Below are 16,620 nucleotides of genomic sequence, written 5' to 3'. Positions count from 1 at the left end.
TCACTCAGGCGGCGGTGCCGACGTGGGACGGCGGCGAGGTGCGGACGGCGACCTCGTGGCTGTCGTTGACGTTGTTCGCGTGGACGGGGTTGCGGCGGGCCAGCAGGACGATGCCCGCCGCGAGCGCGGCGCCGACCAGCGCGACCACGGCCGTGCCGAGGTTGCCGCCGTGCTTGACCGCGGCCGCGGAGACACCGCCGACCAGCGCGGCGCAGGGCAGCGTGATCACCCAGGCGGCCACCATGCGGCCCGCGACGCCCCAGCGGACCTCCGCGAGCCGCCGGCCGAGCCCCGCGCCGAGGATGGAGCCGGAGGCGACCTGCGTGGTGGACAGGGCGAAGCCCATGTGGGCGGAGGTCAGGATGACGGCCGTGGAGGCGGTCTCCGCGGCGAAGCCCTGCGGGGACTGGATCTCGGTCAGCCCCTTGCCCATGGTGCGGATGATCCGCCAGCCGCCGATGTAGGTGCCCAGGCCGATGGCGAGACCCGCGCAGGCGATGACCCAGACGGGCGGACCGGCGCCGTCCGGGAGCGCGCCGACGGAGATCAGCGTCAGCGTGATGACGCCCATGGTCTTCTGCGCGTCGTTGGTGCCGTGCGCGAGCGAGACCAGCGAGGCCGAGCCGATCTGCCCGAGCCGGAAGCCCCTGGTCACCGACTCCCTGCGGCCGCGGGTGGTGAGCCGGTACGCGAGGTACGTCGCGACCAGCGCCGCGACGCCCGCCACCACCGGCGAGGCGAAGGCCGGGAGGATGATCTTCTCGACGACCTTGTCGAAGTCGACCGCGCCGGACCCCGCGCCCACCCACACGGCGCCGATCAGTCCGCCGAACAGGGCGTGCGAGGAGCTGGAGGGCAGCCCGACCAGCCAGGTCACCAGGTTCCAGAGGATCGCGCCCACGAGCCCCGCGAAGATCATCGCCGGGGTCACCGCGGCGTCGTTCACGATGCCGCCGGAGATGGTCCTGGCGACCTCCGTGGAGAGAAAGGCGCCGACCAGGTTCAGCACCCCGCTGATCAGAACGGCCGTCTTCGGTTTGAGCGCACCGGTCGCGATGGACGTGGCCATCGCGTTCGCCGTGTCGTGGAACCCGTTGGTGAAGTCGAACGCGAGCGCCGTGACGATCACGACCGCCACGAGGAACGTGATGTGGTCCATTCCTCTATGCAAACAAGCGCTGATCAATTGCGCGAGAACCCGCGGCGAACGCCGCTCCAAGAACAGACCCGGTCCGTGTAGGCCCTGTGGGTGACATGCTGGTGCGGTGACGCTGGAGGACCTCAGACGGCTGCGCCGGGCGCGCGACCGCATGGACCGCGAGTACGCGGAACCGCTCGACATGGCCGAACTGGCCCGTACCGCGCTGATGTCGCCCGGCCACTTCCAGCGCAGCTTCCGCAAGGCCTTCGGCGAGACGCCGTACAGCTACCTGATGACCCGGCGGGTCGAGCGGGCCAAAGCGCTGCTGCGCCGCGGCGACCTCACGGTCACCGAGGTCTGCATGTCCGTCGGCTGCACCTCGCTGGGCTCCTTCAGCTCGCGCTTCACCGAACTGGTCGGCGAGACGCCGAGCGCCTACCGGGCGCGCGACCACGAGGAGAGCACGGTGATCCCGTCCTGTGTGGCCCGGACGTTCACCCGCCCCCGCCGCCGCCCGTACTGACCCCGCCCCGCAACGGCCAGGTCACTCCCCGCTCCCCGGCCGTACACTGGCCGTCACCGTCGACTCCGTTGCCGGACAAGGAATGTGCCGGGGAATGTGCAGTGGATCGGTCTGAACGCATCCGGGGGAACCGTGGCAACCGCATTCATCTCCGTCCTGAGCGCGGCGCCGGTCATGGACGCCGAGTCCCTGACCGACTGGCTCAGAGGCGAACCGACGCTCGCCGGCCAGGTCCGGCTGACCGGGGCCGCCCCGGCCGAGGGCCGGCTGGGCGTCCCGCTCGACACCGTGTCCGTGCTGCTGGGCGCGGGCGGCCCGCTCACCGTGCTCGCCTCCTGCCTGCGCGCCTGGATCACCCAGCCGCGCCGCAGCGACGTCCGGCTGAGCATCCGGCGCGAGGACGGCCCGGCCGTCGAGATCGACGCCCGCCGGGTCAGCGGCGAGGACGTCGAGCAGTTGCTGCGGCAGGCCCTGGAGCAGCGGGACGTACGGGAGTGACGTGCGCCTACCCGATCCCGAACGCTCCCGGGTCGTCCTGATCGGCGCGAGCCGTTACGCCGACCGGGCACTGCCCGACCTGCCGGTCGTCGCGCGGACCGTCACCGACCTCGCGGCGCTGCTCACCGACCCGTCGCACGGACTCGTGCCCGAGCGCCACTGCACGGTCCTGCTCGACGACGGCGACCTGCGCACGGTCGGCGACCGGCTGCGCCGCGCCGTCGCCGGCGCCGAGGACCTCCTGCTGGTCCACTACGCCGGCCACGGCCTGGTGGCCGGCCGCCGCCACGGCCTCCACCTCGCGCTGCCCGACAGCCGCTGGGAGGCGCCCGAGTTCAACTCCCTGGAGTACGACAAACTCCGCGACGCCGTCCTCGACTCCCCGGCCCGGACCAAGGTGGTCGTCCTCGACTGCTGCTTCTCCGGCCGGGCCGTCGGCGACTCGCTGGCCGGGGGCGGCGCGGCCTGGCAGCTCGGGCAGCTGGAGGTGGCGGGCACCTACGTCCTCACCTCCGCCGCCCGCGACCAGGTCGCCCTCGCCCTCCCCGGCGAGGAGCACACCGCCTTCACCGGCCGGTTGATACGGCTGCTGCGCGAAGGCGTGCCCGGCGGGCCGGAGTTGCTCACCGTCGACCACCTCTACCGGCAGCTGCGTGCCCTGATGGCGTCCGAGGGGTTGCCGGTCCCGCTCGGCCGGGGCGCCGGCACCGCCCCGTCCGTCGCCCTCGGCGTGAACCGCGCGTTCACCGCGGACACCGGCCCCGAACTGCGGCGACGGCACACCGCGGCCGTCGAGCGGGGCAAGGCCGGGGACTGGGCGGGGGCGGCCGAGCGGCTCCGCGGGACGGTCGCCGAACAGACCCGGGTGCTGGGCGCCGAGCACCCGGACACCCTGCGCGGCCGGCAGTCCCACGCGCACAGCGTGGGCGGCGCGGGCAGCCCCGCCGAGGCCGCCGGACTGCTCCGGCACCTCCTTGCCGACCAGCTGCGTCTGCTCGGCCCGGACCACGAGGACACCCTGCGCACCCGTCAGTTCCTCGCCGTCAACCTCGGCGAGGCGGGGCACCGCGAGGAGGCGGCCGGGATGCTCAGGGGGCTGCTGGCGGACCGGGGGCGGGTGCTCGGCGCGGACCATCCCCACACCCTGCGGACCCGGCATCTGCTGGCGCGGAACCTGGCGCTCGCGGGCGGCGGGCCGGAGGCGCTGGAACTGCTGCGGGAGGTGGTCGCGGTCCGCGAGCGGGTGCTCGGGGCCGACCATCCGCACACGCTGCGGGCCCGGGAGGATCTGGCGGGGGTGAGCGGTGTACGAGAGGTTCGATGACCGGGCGCTGCTGGTGGTGGAGACCGCCCGCAGCGCGGCCCGGCGGCTCGACCACTGGTACGTGGAGCCGGCGCACCTCCTGCTGGCCCTGCTGGACGTGGCCGAGGACGAGGTCGTACCGATGCTGGGCGTCCCGGCCGACGGGCTGCACGCGGATCTGGTCGCGGCCCTCGGGCCCGGCACGCTCCGGCCGCGCGACCAGCCACCGCTGACCGGCGAGAGCGCCACCGTGCTGGAGCTCGCCCCGCGGGAGGCCGACCGGCTCGGTCAACGGCCGGTACGGCCGCGGCACATCCTGCTCGCGCTGCTGTCGGCCGGAAACGTCCTGGTCGCGGACGTGCTCGCGGCACGGCGGGCCGTCCCCTGGCAGGTCCGGGAGGCCCCGGCCGCCCCGGACACCGCTACCGGCGCCGTCCCGCGCACCCCGCCCGCCGGCCACGACCCCTACATCTGGGCCATGAGCTGACCGGGCACGGCCGGCCGTTTCCTCCTAGCCTGACCCCATGGACGTAAAACTCGCGCAGTGTTTCATCGCCGTCGACGACCACGACAAGGCGTTGGCCTTCTACCGTGACGTCCTCGGTCTCGAGGTCCACAACGACGTGGAGTTCGAGGGGATGCGGTGGGTGACCGTGGGCTCGCCGCTGCAACCGGGCGTGGAGATCGTGCTGGAGCCGCCCGGCGCCAACCCGGACGCCTCCCCCGCCGACCGGCAGGCCATGGCCGAACTGCTCGCCAAGGGCATGCTGCGCGGGGTGATCTTCTCCACCACCGACTGCGACGCGCTGTACGAGCGGGTGCGGGAGTACGGCGGTGATGTGATCCAGGAGCCGACGGACCAGCACTGGGGCGTCAGGGACTGCGCGTTCCGGGACCCGGCGGGGAACCTGCTGCGCTTCACCGAACGCCGCGCGTAGCGGCCGCGTCTACCATCCCCGCATGACCATCCGCTGGACGTACGCCTTCGCCGACCGCCCCGCCGGCCGCCTCCGCGCGGCCCAGGACTTCTGGACGGCGGTCACCGCCACCCGGCTCTCCGCGCCCCGGGGCGGCGACGGCGAGTTCGTGACGCTGCTGCCGGACGGCGGGGCGGACGCCTGCCTCAAGGTCCAGGGGGTCGGGGCGGGTCCCGGCGGGGCGCACCTGGACCTGTGCGTCGAGGACGTGCCGGGGCTGGTGAAGCGGGCCCGGGACCTCGGCGCGCAGACGGTCGGGGAGCACGAGGGGTGGGCCGTACTGCGGTCGCCCGCCGGGCAGTTGTGCTGCGCGGTGCCCTGGCAGGGGGAGTCGGTGCGGCCGCCGGTCGTGGCGGGCAGCAGGCTGGACCAGGTCAGCCTCGACATCCCGCCGTCCCGGTACGAGGCGGAGACCGCGTTCTGGGCGGAGCTGACCGGCTGGGAGCTGCTGACCGGCTCGCTGCCGGAGTTCCGGGTGCTGCGGCCGCCGGCCGGGCTGCCCGTCCGCGTCCTGCTCCAGCGGCTGGACACCGAACGGCCCGCCGCCGCCCACCTCGACCTGGCCTGCGCGGACATCCCGGCGACCCGGGCCCGGCACGAGGAGCTGGGCGCCGTGCACGTGGCGGACGGCCGGCACTGGACGGTACTGCGCGATCCGGCCGGCGGGGTCTACTGCCTCACCGGCCGGGACCCGGAGACCGGCGGTCTGCCGGTCCGGGACTGAGGCCGGTCAGCCCCAGGGCTCGACGTCCACCACGGCCGCCACCGGCACCGGCCCGTACACGTGCGGGAACTCCTCGCCGCCCGGCTCCGCCGCCTCCCACCTCACCGGTACGCCGACCCGGGCCGGGTCCACGACCAGCACCACCAGTTCGTCCGGGCCGTCGTAGGAGCCGTACAGGAAGGCCGCGATGCGCGGGAGCTGCTCGCGGGTGGAGCAGTGGATGAAGCCCTCCTCCTGGAGCGTGCGGCCCCGGGTGGAGATCGCGTAGGCGCCCCGCGCGCGGGCCTGCTCCCACAGGGAGCGCTCGGTGATGTGCAGGATGTTCGGCAGTCCGGTCATGCGGTCACGCTACGGCGTCTCCCCCGGCCGCGACCGCGCGGTCGGCGGCTCGGCGGTCGGAGGCTCGGCGGTCGGAGGCTCGGCGGTCGGAGGCCGCGGTGCGGGCCGGCACGGTCCCGGGTACTCGGCGCAGTCGGGGTTGCGGCAGGGGCCGGGACCCCAGACCGGAACCCACGCGCCCAGCGTCTTGTGCCGCCGCACCACGCTCTCGACAGGCTGTCCGCAGACCGGACAGACCTGGTTCTGGCCGTCCATGTGCCCAGCGTAGGCCAGGGTCCGGGACCGCGCTCCCCGTCCGGCAGTGGCGGACGCGGGCGCCGGTTCGGCGGTCGGCGCGGACTCCGGTCCGGCGGGCGGCGGTCGGCGCGGACTCCGGTCCGGTGGGCGCCGGCTCCGGTCCGGTGGGCGTGCGACGGCGGGGCCCGCACACCGTGGGGCTGTGCGGGACCCGTCGGACCGGAGTCCCCGGGGTTCCGTGCGGGGTCAGGAGCCGCACGGTCCCGGGGACTCCGGGGTCTTCAACTGCTGCGCCGGGTCACGAACTCGGCGAGCGCGAGCAGGCCGCCGGCCGACTCGGGGTCGGGCACGGCACGGGCCAGCTCCTGCACCGCCAGGGCCATCCGGTCGGCGGCCTCGGCCTGCGCCCAGTCACGCCCGCCGGCCCGCTCCACGGCCAGTGCCGTCCGCGCGACCTCGTCGGCGTCGGCCGGCACCCGCGGTCCGGTGTACAGCCCGGCCAGTTCGGCCGCGGCCGGGGTGCCGGAGGCGAGCGCCGCGACGACCGGGAGGGACTTCTTGCGGGCCGCCAGGTCGGCGCCGGCCGGCTTGCCGGTGCGCCGGGGATCGCCCCATATCCCGATGACGTCGTCGATCAGCTGGAAGGCGAGCCCGGCCTGCCGGCCGAAGCCGTCGAGGGCGGCCACCCCGTCCTCGCCCCCGCCCGCGTACAGCGCGCCCAGGGCGCAGGCGCAGCCGAGCAGCGCGCCGGTCTTGGCCTCGGCCATGACGAGCACCTCGTCGAGGGTGACCTCGCCGGGGGCGCGGTCCTCCATGGCCGTGTCCGCGTGCTGCCCGGCGCACAGCTCCAGGACGCAGTCCGCGAGCCGGGCCGCGGCCGCCCCGGACACCGGGTGCGGGTCCTCGGCGAGCAGCCGCAGGGCCAGCGCCTGGAGGGCGTCCCCGGCGAGGATCGCGTCGGCGACGCCGAACACCGTCCAGGCGGTGGGCCGGTGCCGGCGGGAGGTGTCCCGGTCCATCACGTCGTCGTGCAGCAGCGTGAAGTTGTGCACCAGCTCCACGGCGGCCGCGGCCCGGACGGCGGCCGAGCGGGCGCCCGGGCCGCCGAGCGCCTCGGCTGCGGTGAGGACCAGGGCGGGCCGGATGGCCTTGCCCGCGTTGCCCGCCGCCGGGCTGCCGTCGGCGTGCTCCCAGCCCAGGTGGTAGCGGGCGATCCGGCGCATCGAGCCGGGTAACGAGTCGACCGCCGCGCGCAGTTCGGGGTCGACGAGTCTGCGGGCGTCCTCCAGTATGGCCGCGGCCTCGTGCCCGTCGAGCGGCTCGGCCCCCTCCGGCGCCGCTCCCGTGGAACTCTCCTGCCTCTCCGTCACGAACTCGGCCATGGCCTCCCCCTCGCGGAGTGCGCGTACCGGGGCGTCCGGGCCCCGGCTCGGCACGTGTCCCGAGGGTGTACCCGCCCCGGAGGGCGGGGACACGACCGCCAAGTGCGGAAACGTCACCTCCAGCGGCCGATCTCGACGTTCTCCAGCACGCCGAGAGCGTCCGGGACCAGAACGGCCGCCGAGTAGTACGCCGTGACCAGGTAGTTGATGACGGCCTGCTCGTTGATGCCCATGAAGCGGACCGAGAGGCTCGGCTCGATCTCGTCCGGGAGCCCCGACTGCCGCAGCCCGATGACGCCCTGCTCCGACTCACCGGTACGCATGGCGATGATCGAGGTGGTGCGGGCCTCGGTGACCGGGATCTTGTTGCACGGGTAGATCGGTACCCCGCGCCAGGTCGGGATGCGGTTGCCGCCGATCTCGACGGTCTCCGGGACCAGTCCGCGCTTGTTGAGCTCACGGCCGAAGGCGGAGATCGCGCGCGGGTGGGCGAGGAAGAGCTTGGTGCCCCGCCTGCGGCTGAGCAGCTCGTCCATGTCGTCCGGGCCGGGCACGCCGTCGTGCGGCTGGAGCCGCTGGTCGTACTGGCAGTTGCTGAGCAGGCCGAACTCCCGGTTGTTGATGAGCTCGTGCTCCTGGCGCTCCTTCAACGCCTCGACGGTGAGCCGCAGCTGCTGCTCGGTCTGGTTCATCGGCTGGTTGTAGAGGTCGGCCACGCGGGTGTGGATGCGCAGCACGGTCTGGGCGATGCTCAGCTCGTACTCGCGGGGCCGGGCCTCGTAGTCGACGAAGGTGTTGGGGATGTCGGGCTCGCCGCTGTGGCCGGCCGCGAGCGCCACCTCCCGCTCGCCGTACTTGTTGGTGCGCTGCTCGGGAATCGCGCGCAGCTCCCGCAGGTGCTCGCGCAGCGAGTCGGCGCGCTCGGCGACCTGCTCGAAGTCCTGCCGGGACAGGGTCAGCACGGTGCAGGCCGTGTCGGCGCGGGCCGTGAAGTCCCAGATGGCGTCCGGGTCCAGCAGGCCGTCCTCGCCGAAGTACGCCCCGTCGGCGAGGACACCGAGGACCGCGTCGTCGCCGTACGGGCCGGTGCCGATCTTCTCCACGCGGCCGTGCGCGAGCAGGTAGACCTCGTCCGTCTGGTTGCCGAACGAGGCGATGACCTCGCCGGGGGCGAAGTCCCGCTGCCGGCAGCGCTGGGCCAGCTCCCCCAGTACCTCTTCGTCCTCGTACGACCGCAGGACCGGCAGCTCGCCCAGTTCCGCCGGGATCACCTCGACGCGGTCGCCGGTCTTCAGGAACGTGATGCGGCCGTCGCCGACCGTGTAGGTCAGCCGCCGGTTCACCCGGTACGTACCGCCCTGGACGTCGACCCAGGGCAGCGTCCGCAGCAGCCAGCGGGAGCTGATCTCCTGCATCTGCGGCGCGGACTTGGTCGTGGTGGCCAGATTCCGCGCTGCCGCCGTGTCGAGTGACTGCTGCGGCTTGCCCTGATCCGTGCGGACCTCTTCGCCTACCGACATAAGGAAATGCCCTCCCATACCTGCACGGGCGCCGAACTGCCCGCGCATCGGTCTCACGGGCCACCCTGTCATCACGGAGCGTGCCGGGACCATTACCCGAAAGAGCGGGAATAGATCATCGGCCGCCTGGGCATGCCGAACGACCGGACGATCCAGCGCCCTTCGATATGCCGACTTGTCCTGATCGACTCGCACAGGATCCGAACTTGTCCCGGCGGGGTGGTCCGGGCCCGTCCGGCTTCTGTAGAAGTTCCGGAACGAGCCGGTACGAATGCGAAGGAGGCGGCCATGTCCCCACCCATGTCCGCGGGTGCTTTCCTCGACGCGCTGCGGGACGAGGGCGTCACGGTCGTCGAGGTCGGCGGCTGGCGGGAGCACAACCGGAACCACAAGGGCCCGTGGGGCCCCGTCCACGGCGTGATGATCCACCACACGGCGACCGGCGGCGCCGACCGCACGGTCCGGATGTGCCGCGAGGGCCGCCCCGACCTCCCGGGCCCGCTGTGCCACGGCGTCATCACCAAGGACGGCACGGTCCACCTGGTCGGCTACGGCCGCGTCAACCACGCGGGCCTCGGCGACGACGACGTGCTGCGCGCCGTGATCGCCGAGAAGCGCCTTCCCCGGGACAACGAGGCGAACACCGACGGCAACCGGCACTTCTACGGCTTCGAGTGCGAGAACCTGGGCGACGGCGAGGACCCCTGGCCCGAGGCCCAGCTGGCGGCCGTCGAGAAGGTGGCCGCGGCGGTGTGCCGGCACCACGGCTGGTCCGAGCGCTCGGTGATCGGGCATCTGGAGTGGCAGCCGGGCAAGGTGGACCCGCGGGGCGTCACGATGTCCTCGCTGCGCGAGCGCGTCCGGGACCGGCTGAAGTGAGCGTCCGGAGCAAGCGGCAGGAGCGACCGGCCGAAGTGCCCGGCCGAAGTGCCCGGCCGAAGTGAGCGTCCGCCCGGGTGCCGGGCGAGAATGGGGCCGTGACCAGCGCCGACATACTCGCCCCGCGGCTGCCCTCGCCCCTCGACGAGGTGAGCGACGACCGTTTCGCCCGCCACGGCGTCCGGCTCCTGCTCAAGCGGGACGACCTGATCCACCCGGATCTGATCGGCAACAAGTGGCGCAAGCTGGTCCCGAACATCGAGGCGTCCGGCGGCCGGCCGGTGCTCACCTTCGGCGGGGCCTACTCCAACCACCTGCGGGCGACGGCCGCCGCGGGGCGCCTGCTCGGCTTCCCGACGGTGGGCGTGGTGCGGGGCGAGGAACTGGCCGGCCGGCCGCTGAACCCGTCCCTCGCGCGGTGCGCCGCCGACGGGATGCGGCTGCACTTCGTCGACAGGTCGACATATCGACACAAGGCCGAACCCGGGGTGCTGGCCGGCCTGCTGCGGGCCGCCGCGGCCGAGGGCGCGTACGTGGTGCCGGAGGGCGGCAGCAACGCGACGGCGGTCCACGGGTGCCGGGCCCTCGGCGAGGAACTGCGGGGACGGGCCGACGTGGTGGCGGTCGCGTGCGGGACCGGAGGCACCCTGGCCGGGCTGGCCGCAGGGCTGGGGCCGGGGCAGCGCGCGTGCGGGTTTCCGGTGCTCAAGGGGGGTTTCCTGGCGGCGGAGATCGAGCGGCTGCAACGCGAGGCGTTCGGCGGGCGGCGCGGCGACTGGGCGCTCGACGAGCGGTTCCACTTCGGCGGGTACGGGCGTACGGCACCGGAACTCCACGCCTTCGCCGAGGACTTCGAGGAGCGGCACGGGCTGCCGGTGGAGCGCCTGTATGTCGCCAAGTTGCTGTACGGACTTGTCGAGCTGGCGGGCGAGGGGGCGTTCGGCCGGGAGACGCGGGTGGCGGCCGTGATCACGGCCTGAGCGGGGCCCAGGCGGGAGGCGCGGCGGGCCCCGGCGGCCCGCTCAGGCCGCCTCCCGGTAGGCCGCCGCCTCCTCCAGGTCCAGGCGGCGCAGGAGCGTGCGGAGCATCTCGTCGTCGATGTAGCGGTGGTCGCGGAGCCGGACGAAGACCTCCCGTTCGGCGCTGATCATCTCGCGGGAGAGCCGGCGGTAGGTGTCGTCGACGGACTCGCCGGTGACGGGGTTGGTCTGGCCGAGGCGCTCCCAGACCGCGTTGCGGCGGCGCTCCAGGACGGTGCGCAGCCGGTCGGCGAGCGGCGGCGGGAGTTCGTTGCGGTCGTCGGAGAGGAGTTCGTCGAGGCGGCTCTCGGCCGCGCGGGACGCCTGGGCCTGGGCGTTGGCCTCGGCGAGGGTCTCGGCCTGCGGGTCGCGGCCCGGGAAGCGCAGCCGGCGGATCAGCGGGGGCAGGGTCAGCCCCTGCACCACCAGGGTGCCGATCACCGTGGTGAAGGTCAGGAACAGGATCAGGTTGCGGTGCGGGAAGGCCCCGCCGCCGTGCACGGTGACGGGGATCGAGAAGGCGATGGCGAGCGAGACCACGCCGCGCATCCCGGCCCACGACGTGACGAACGCGCCCTTCCAGGTGGGGTTCGCCTCCCGTTCGCGGATCCGCGCGGAGAGGATCCGGGGCAGGAAGGTCGCCGGGAAGCACCAGGCGAAGCGGGCCGCGACCACCACCAGGAAGACGGCCACCGCGTACCAGGCGGCCTCGCCGCCCGCGTACTCCCCCAGTCCGCGCAGGACGATCGGCAACTGGAGGCCGATCAGCGCGAAGACCGCCGATTCGAGGATGAAGGCGACCATCTTCCAGACCGCCTCCTCCTGGAGCCGGGTGGCGAAGTCGACCTCCCAGGCACGGTGGCCGAGATAGAGGGCGACGACCACGACCGCCAGCACCCCGGAGGCGTGGAACTGCTCGGCGACGCCGTACGCCACGAACGGGATGAGCAGGGAGAGCGTGTTCTGCAGGAGCGGTTCCTTCAGGTGGGTGCGCAGCCAGTGCAGCGGCGCCATCATGAGCAGGCCGACGCCGACGCCGCCCACCGCCGCGAGCAGGAACTCCTCGATGCCGCCGGCCCAGGTCGCGCCCTCGCCGACGGCCGCCGCGAGGGCCACCTTGTACGCCGTGATCGCGGTGGCGTCGTTGAGCAGCGACTCGCCCTGGAGGATGGTGGTGATGCGGGAGGGCAGGCCGACCCGGCGGGCGACCGCGGTGGCGGCCACCGCGTCCGGCGGGGCCACCACCGCGCCGAGCACCAGGGCCGCCGTCAGCGGCATGCCCGGTACCAGCAGGTAGGCGGCCCAGCCGACCACGACGGTCGCGAACAGGACGTAGCCGACCGAGAGCAGCGCGACCGGGCGCAGCTGGGCGCGCAGGTCGAGATAGGAGCTGTCGGACGCGGAGGTGTACAGGAGCGGCGGCAGCAGCAGCGGGAGCACGACCTCGGGGTCGAGGGTGTAGTCCGGGACCCCCGGCAGGTACGACACCGCCAGACCCACCGCGACCAGCAGCAGGGGCGCGGGCACCGGGGTGCGCCGGGCCGCGGCGGCGATCGCCGCACTCCCCGCCACCAGCAACAGCAGTGGCATCACGTCCATGATCTTCGCCCGCCCTCATTTTCCGCGCGGCCACCCGCACACCCGTCGTAATCTGGCAATCATGAAACAGTGCACGCATGCCGGCGCGCTGCCGCACCCGGAACCCGGCCCCCTGAACGAGACCTGTCCCGAGTGTCTCGCCCAGGGCACCCACCCCGTGCAGCTGCGGCTCTGCCTGACCTGTGGCCACGTCGGCTGCTGCGACTCCTCACCGGGAAGACACGCCACGGGCCACCACACCCGGACCGGTCACCCGGTGATGCGGACCTTCGAACCGGGCGAGAACTGGCGCTGGTGCTTCGTCGACCACGTCCTCGTGTGAGACTGCACCACGGCTGCCGAAGAACGACGGTTCGACGGTCCGACGTCGGGGTACGTCAACCCGGCGCGCGCTCTTCCCAATTGGGAGACACAGCCCCCTAGACACGGAGCGTATACACAGGTTTACTGTGAGTGACGCCAGGGGGTTGGGGTCCCGGGGACAGAAAACTTCGGAGCGCGGTAGCGTCACCGCTGAACCACATAGTGCGTTACCCCGGGGGGCGACCCTCGGCCCCGAAAAGCTTGTACCACCATGGAGGTGAGGGTGTCCCAGATCGCAGGCGAGCCCGCGACCCAGGACTTCGTGGAAGTCCGGCTGCCGGCTGCGGGTGCCTACCTGTCGGTGCTTCGGACGGCCACGGCCGGTCTCGCCGCCCGCTTGGACTTCACCCTGGACGAGATCGAGGACCTGCGCATCGCGGTCGACGAGGCCTGCGCGATCCTGCTCCAGCAGGCCGTGCCGGGCTCGGTGCTCAGTTGCGTCTTCCGTCTCGTCGACGACTCACTGGAGGTCACGGTCTCCGCCCCGACCACGGACGGCCACGCCCCTTCGCGCGACACCTTCGCCTGGACCGTGCTCTCGGCCCTGGCGGGCAAGGTCTCGTCGGCCGTCGACGAGGACAAGACCGTGTCGATCAGCCTCTACAAACAGCGCGGCGCGGGACCCGGGCCGGCGTGAGGAACGGGGACGGGCCGGTGCGGGACGAAGAGCGCGGCACACGGGAGCTGTCGGCCGGGGACGAAGGCCCCCCGACCGGCTCCCGACGCATGGCTGACGGCATCGACGGCATCCCGGAACAGGCCAGGCCGCACCCGGAGGACGACTCCACGCGGCTCGGTCCTGACGGTGCCGTGCAGAGCGCTCCCCCGGAAGCACGGAACGGGGTCGCGGCCCCGGACCGCGGGGGTGCCCCCACTCGGGCGAAGTCGAGAGCGGGGGAGTCGGCGACGGCTCGCGAAAGGGCGACGGGCGGGACGATGAGCGAGCACGAGCGATACGCCGGGGACGAGGCGCTGGCCGCCGAGGTGGTGCAGACGCCCCAGCACGGGCCGCAGGACCGCAGCGGGGCGCGCGCCATGTTCGTCGAGCTGCGCACGCTCAAGGACGGCAGCGCCGAGTACGCGGAGCTGCGCAACCAGCTGGTCCGGATGCACCTGCCGCTCGTCGAGCACCTCGCGCGCCGGTTCCGCAACCGCGGTGAGCCGCTGGACGACCTCACCCAGGTCGCCACCATCGGCCTGATCAAGTCGGTGGACCGCTTCGACCCGGAGCGCGGCGTGGAGTTCTCCACGTACGCCACGCCCACCGTGGTCGGTGAGATCAAGCGCCACTTCCGCGACAAGGGCTGGGCGGTGCGCGTCCCGCGCCGGCTCCAGGAACTGCGGCTGGCCCTGACGACGGCCACGGCGGAGCTCTCCCAGCAGCACGGCCGCTCCCCCACGGTCCACGAGCTCGCCGAGAAGCTCGCGATCTCGGAGGAGGAGGTCCTGGAGGGCCTGGAGTCGGCCAATGCCTACTCCACGCTGTCGCTGGACGTCCCGGACACGGACGACGAGTCCCCGGCGGTCGCCGACACCCTGGGCGCGGAGGACGAGGCGCTGGAGGGCGTCGAGTACCGCGAGTCCCTCAAGCCCCTGCTGGAGGACCTCCCGCCCCGGGAGAAGCGGATTCTCCTTCTCCGCTTCTTCGGGAACATGACCCAGTCCCAGATCGCCCAGGAGGTCGGCATCTCCCAGATGCACGTCTCCAGGCTCCTGGCGCGGACCTTGGCCCAGCTCCGGGAGAAGCTGCTCGTCGAGGAGTAGAGGAGCAGCGAGCAGTAGCCAGGAGTGGCGAGGAACCGGCGGGGTCAGCTACTGCGCCCGGGCCCCTTGATCCCAAGGGCCTGGGTGGTAGCGGAGTTCACCAGCAGCACCAGCGAGGCGACCGAGACCACGGCCAGCGCGATCCCCACCGGAATCGCCACGCTGTCGGCCTGGAGCAGGTTGTAGGCGACCGGCAGCGCCATGATCTGGGTGATCACCGCCGGGCCGCGGCTCCAGCTCCTGCGCAGCAGCAGTCCGCGCGCGGCCAGCAGCGGCAGCAGCGCCAGCACGATCAGTGTGATGCCCCCGGTGACGGCCCCCGCCCGGTCGTCCGAGGACCCGGCGAGGCCGAGCACGAGCATCCACACCCCGGCGACCACCAGCGCGAGCCCTTCCAGCCCGCTCAGCGCTGCCGCGTACGTCAGCCGTCGCGGACGGGGTCCGTCGGTTCCGTCGGCCGCCACGGCCGTAGGCGCATGCTCACTGCTCACGCCAAGAAGGGTAGCCGTCGCCCTGCGGGCCACACCCCCGGCCCACGGAGACGAGTGTTCAGACTCACGCCTCTTTCTCTTACCCGATCCCTAACTCGGTCTGGGCCCGGTACTTCCCAGTAGGTACGCTGCAATCCATGCGTGCACTCCTCGTGGTCAATCCGGCGGCTACCACCACAAGCGCACGTAGGCGCGACGTCCTGATCCACGCCCTGGCGAGCGAGGTGAAGCTGGAGGCGGTCACCACCGAGTACCGCGGCCACGCCCGCGACCTGGCCCGGCAGGCGGCGGAGAGCGACGACATCGACCTCGTCGTGGCCCTCGGCGGCGACGGCACGGTCAACGAGGTCGTCAACGGCCTGCTGCACGGGGGACCCGACCCGGACCGGCTGCCCGGCCTCGCCGTGGTGCCCGGCGGTTCCACCAACGTCTTCGCCCGCGCCCTCGGCCTGCCCAACGACCCGGTGGAGGCCACCGGCGTCCTGCTGGACGCGTTGCGCGAGGAGCGCCAGCGCGTCGTCGGCCTCGGGCTGACCGCCGGCACGCCCGGCACCGTGGACGAGGCGGTGCCCTCCCGCTGGTTCACCTTCAACGCGGGACTCGGTTTCGACGCCGGCGTGGTCGGCCGGGTCGAGCAGCAGCGTGAGCGCGGCAGGAAATCCACGCACGCGCTCTACGTCCGCCAGGTGGTCCGGCAGTTCCTCGGCGAACAGCACCGCAGACGCGGAACGATCACGCTGGAACGGCCCGGCGCGGACCCGGTGGAAGATCTTGTCGTGGCGATAATCTCGAACACGTCCCCCTGGACGTATCTCGGCAATCGCCCGATGTACACGTCGCCTAAGGCCTCGTTCGATAAGGGCATCGACGTACTCGGTCTCAGCCGCCTGTCACCCGCCGCGGTTGCCCGATATGGCACACAGTTGCTCACTTCGTCCCCCGAGCGCGGCCCCCACGGCAGGCATGCGGTGTCCCTGCACGACCTGGACCAGTTCACCTTGCATTCGAAGGTGCCCCTCCCTCTCCAGATGGACGGCGACCACCTAGGACTGCGTACGAGCGTGACGTTCACAGGCGTACGCCGCGCACTGCGTGTGATTGTGTGAGTAGAACGGGCCAAAGTCCTTTCACTCGAACGTTTAGGCCAGGATCCACCCCATGGAAGTACGGCTGTGACCCAGTCGACACCGAGGAATCAAAAAAAACTTTCCGGAAGGGGTTGTATCCGCCGCTGAGGTTTGCGAGGCTCTACGTGGCGATCGGGACGGCCCGCAAGACCGGCCTCCACTGATCACCGGAATCCCCCTTCAACTCACAGGACCCCCGCCAGGGAACCTGGCGGTCGGCCCTTCACTTGTTGAGGGATTCGTGAAAGCGTTCACATTCACAAGCAACTTGCATGTAATACCAAGGAGAGGTAGCAGCCATGGACTGGCGTCACAACGCCGTTTGCCGCGAGGAAGACCCCGAGCTCTTCTTCCCCATCGGCAACACTGGTCCTGCGCTGCTGCAGATCGAGGAAGCCAAGGCCGTCTGCCGTCGCTGTCCTGTTATGGACCAGTGTCTGCAGTGGGCGCTCGAGTCCGGCCAGGACTCCGGCGTCTGGGGTGGCCTCAGCGAGGACGAGCGTCGCGCGATGAAGCGCCGTGCCGCCCGCAACCGGGCCCGTCAGGCCTCCGCCTGACCCGACCCACCCCGCTAGCCTGAGCTTGGCGGCGCGTACAGCGAGTACGCATCTCCCGCCCCCGAGCCGCAGCGCGCAGTACCCCCGATGCGCTTAGAGAACGAGCAGCAACGAGCGAGTGGCCCCGGACCCACAAGGTCCGGGGCTCTTTGCTGTCCGGGCGGCTTCGGGAAGCCG

The 16,620-nt window shown here is 72.6% G+C and carries 19 protein-coding genes; 13 read left to right on the top strand and 6 right to left on the bottom strand.

The genetic code is table 11. From position 1 onward, the window contains the following. Positions 1–4: 4 nt before the first annotated feature. Positions 5–1,159: an inorganic phosphate transporter gene (locus tag ACZ619_RS17340; RefSeq protein WP_469599438.1), complete on the bottom strand. Its 1,155-nt coding sequence runs from the start codon at positions 1,157–1,159 to the stop codon at positions 5–7. Between the two features lie 151 nt (positions 1,160–1,310). Between ACZ619_RS17340 and ACZ619_RS17335 the strand changes: the two genes are divergently transcribed. The 6 genes from ACZ619_RS17335 (at position 1,311) to ACZ619_RS17310 (ending at position 5,166) form a co-directional block, all read left to right on the top strand. Continuing rightward, positions 1,311–1,664 (top strand): helix-turn-helix transcriptional regulator, encoded by a 354-nt coding sequence (locus tag ACZ619_RS17335; RefSeq protein ID WP_181808045.1) that lies wholly within the window; start codon positions 1,311–1,313, stop codon positions 1,662–1,664. A gap of 132 nt (positions 1,665–1,796) precedes the next feature. Further along, entirely contained in the window at positions 1,797–2,162 is a 366-nt protein-coding gene (locus ACZ619_RS17330) for an effector-associated constant component EACC1 (RefSeq protein ID WP_469599436.1), read from the top strand. Between the two features lies 1 nt (position 2,163). Continuing rightward, positions 2,164–3,486 carry a caspase family protein gene (locus ACZ619_RS17325; RefSeq protein ID WP_469599434.1) on the top strand — a complete coding sequence of 441 codons (1,323 nt, stop codon included), beginning with the start codon at positions 2,164–2,166 and terminating at the stop codon, positions 3,484–3,486. Next, positions 3,467–3,952 (top strand): Clp protease N-terminal domain-containing protein, encoded by a 486-nt coding sequence (locus tag ACZ619_RS17320; RefSeq protein WP_469599432.1) that lies wholly within the window; start codon positions 3,467–3,469, stop codon positions 3,950–3,952. The genes ACZ619_RS17325 and ACZ619_RS17320 overlap by 20 nt, the downstream gene beginning before the upstream one ends. Before the next feature lie 37 nt (positions 3,953–3,989). Beyond that, complete coding sequence (locus tag ACZ619_RS17315) at positions 3,990–4,403, top strand: VOC family protein (protein ID WP_469599430.1); 414 nt, start codon at positions 3,990–3,992, stop codon at positions 4,401–4,403. Positions 4,404–4,425: 22 nt separating this feature from the next. Then, entirely contained in the window at positions 4,426–5,166 is a 741-nt protein-coding gene (locus tag ACZ619_RS17310) for a VOC family protein (protein WP_469599428.1), read from the top strand. 6 nt (positions 5,167–5,172) lie between these two features. Here ACZ619_RS17310 and ACZ619_RS17305 read toward each other — a convergent pair whose 3' ends face one another. From ACZ619_RS17305 to ACZ619_RS17295, 3 genes are all read right to left on the bottom strand, one after another. Next, positions 5,173–5,505: a DUF952 domain-containing protein gene (locus ACZ619_RS17305; protein WP_469599427.1), complete on the bottom strand. Its 333-nt coding sequence runs from the start codon at positions 5,503–5,505 to the stop codon at positions 5,173–5,175. Positions 5,506–6,023: 518 nt separating this feature from the next. Further along, positions 6,024–7,124 (bottom strand): family 2 encapsulin nanocompartment cargo protein polyprenyl transferase, encoded by a 1,101-nt coding sequence (locus ACZ619_RS17300; RefSeq protein ID WP_469599425.1) that lies wholly within the window; start codon positions 7,122–7,124, stop codon positions 6,024–6,026. 113 nt (positions 7,125–7,237) lie between these two features. Next, positions 7,238–8,644: a family 2B encapsulin nanocompartment shell protein gene (locus ACZ619_RS17295; RefSeq protein WP_469599423.1), complete on the bottom strand. Its 1,407-nt coding sequence runs from the start codon at positions 8,642–8,644 to the stop codon at positions 7,238–7,240. A 288-nt stretch (positions 8,645–8,932) separates the two neighbouring features. Between ACZ619_RS17295 and ACZ619_RS17290 the strand changes: the two genes are divergently transcribed. Then, positions 8,933–9,523: an N-acetylmuramoyl-L-alanine amidase gene (locus tag ACZ619_RS17290; protein ID WP_469599421.1), complete on the top strand. Its 591-nt coding sequence runs from the start codon at positions 8,933–8,935 to the stop codon at positions 9,521–9,523. Positions 9,524–9,621: 98 nt separating this feature from the next. Next, complete coding sequence (locus tag ACZ619_RS17285; RefSeq protein ID WP_469599419.1) at positions 9,622–10,503, top strand: 1-aminocyclopropane-1-carboxylate deaminase/D-cysteine desulfhydrase; 882 nt, start codon at positions 9,622–9,624, stop codon at positions 10,501–10,503. Between the two features lie 42 nt (positions 10,504–10,545). Here the strand turns inward: ACZ619_RS17285 and ACZ619_RS17280 are convergent, their stop codons facing one another. Continuing rightward, positions 10,546–12,141, bottom strand: a complete 1,596-nt coding sequence (locus ACZ619_RS17280) for a Na+/H+ antiporter (RefSeq protein ID WP_469599417.1) — start codon at positions 12,139–12,141, stop codon at positions 10,546–10,548. Between the two features lie 61 nt (positions 12,142–12,202). Between ACZ619_RS17280 and ACZ619_RS17275 the strand changes: the two genes are divergently transcribed. The 3 genes from ACZ619_RS17275 to ACZ619_RS17265 all read left to right on the top strand — a co-directional run bounded on the left by ACZ619_RS17275 (position 12,203) and on the right by ACZ619_RS17265 (position 14,268). Next, on the top strand, positions 12,203–12,463 hold the full coding sequence (locus ACZ619_RS17275; protein ID WP_469599415.1) for a UBP-type zinc finger domain-containing protein: 261 nt from the start codon (positions 12,203–12,205) through the stop codon (positions 12,461–12,463). Between the two features lie 264 nt (positions 12,464–12,727). Beyond that, positions 12,728–13,141 (top strand): ATP-binding protein, encoded by a 414-nt coding sequence (locus tag ACZ619_RS17270; protein ID WP_004925829.1) that lies wholly within the window; start codon positions 12,728–12,730, stop codon positions 13,139–13,141. 17 nt (positions 13,142–13,158) lie between these two features. Continuing rightward, a complete protein-coding gene (locus tag ACZ619_RS17265; RefSeq protein ID WP_469599413.1) occupies positions 13,159–14,268 on the top strand; it encodes an RNA polymerase sigma factor SigF in 1,110 nt (369 codons plus the stop codon). A 44-nt stretch (positions 14,269–14,312) separates the two neighbouring features. Here ACZ619_RS17265 and ACZ619_RS17260 read toward each other — a convergent pair whose 3' ends face one another. Continuing rightward, on the bottom strand, positions 14,313–14,759 hold the full coding sequence (locus tag ACZ619_RS17260; protein ID WP_469599411.1) for a hypothetical protein: 447 nt from the start codon (positions 14,757–14,759) through the stop codon (positions 14,313–14,315). Between the two features lie 137 nt (positions 14,760–14,896). Between ACZ619_RS17260 and ACZ619_RS17255 the strand changes: the two genes are divergently transcribed. Continuing rightward, entirely contained in the window at positions 14,897–15,865 is a 969-nt protein-coding gene (locus ACZ619_RS17255) for a diacylglycerol/lipid kinase family protein (protein WP_469599409.1), read from the top strand. Positions 15,866–16,185: 320 nt separating this feature from the next. Beyond that, entirely contained in the window at positions 16,186–16,443 is a 258-nt protein-coding gene (locus ACZ619_RS17250; protein WP_006142322.1) for a WhiB family transcriptional regulator, read from the top strand. The last annotated feature ends 177 nt before the right edge of the window (positions 16,444–16,620 follow it).

The organism is Streptomyces sp. NPDC104367, from assembly GCF_055583825.1.
Note: the sequence above shows the minus strand (reverse complement) of the source record. Positions and strands in the feature narration are given on the sequence as shown.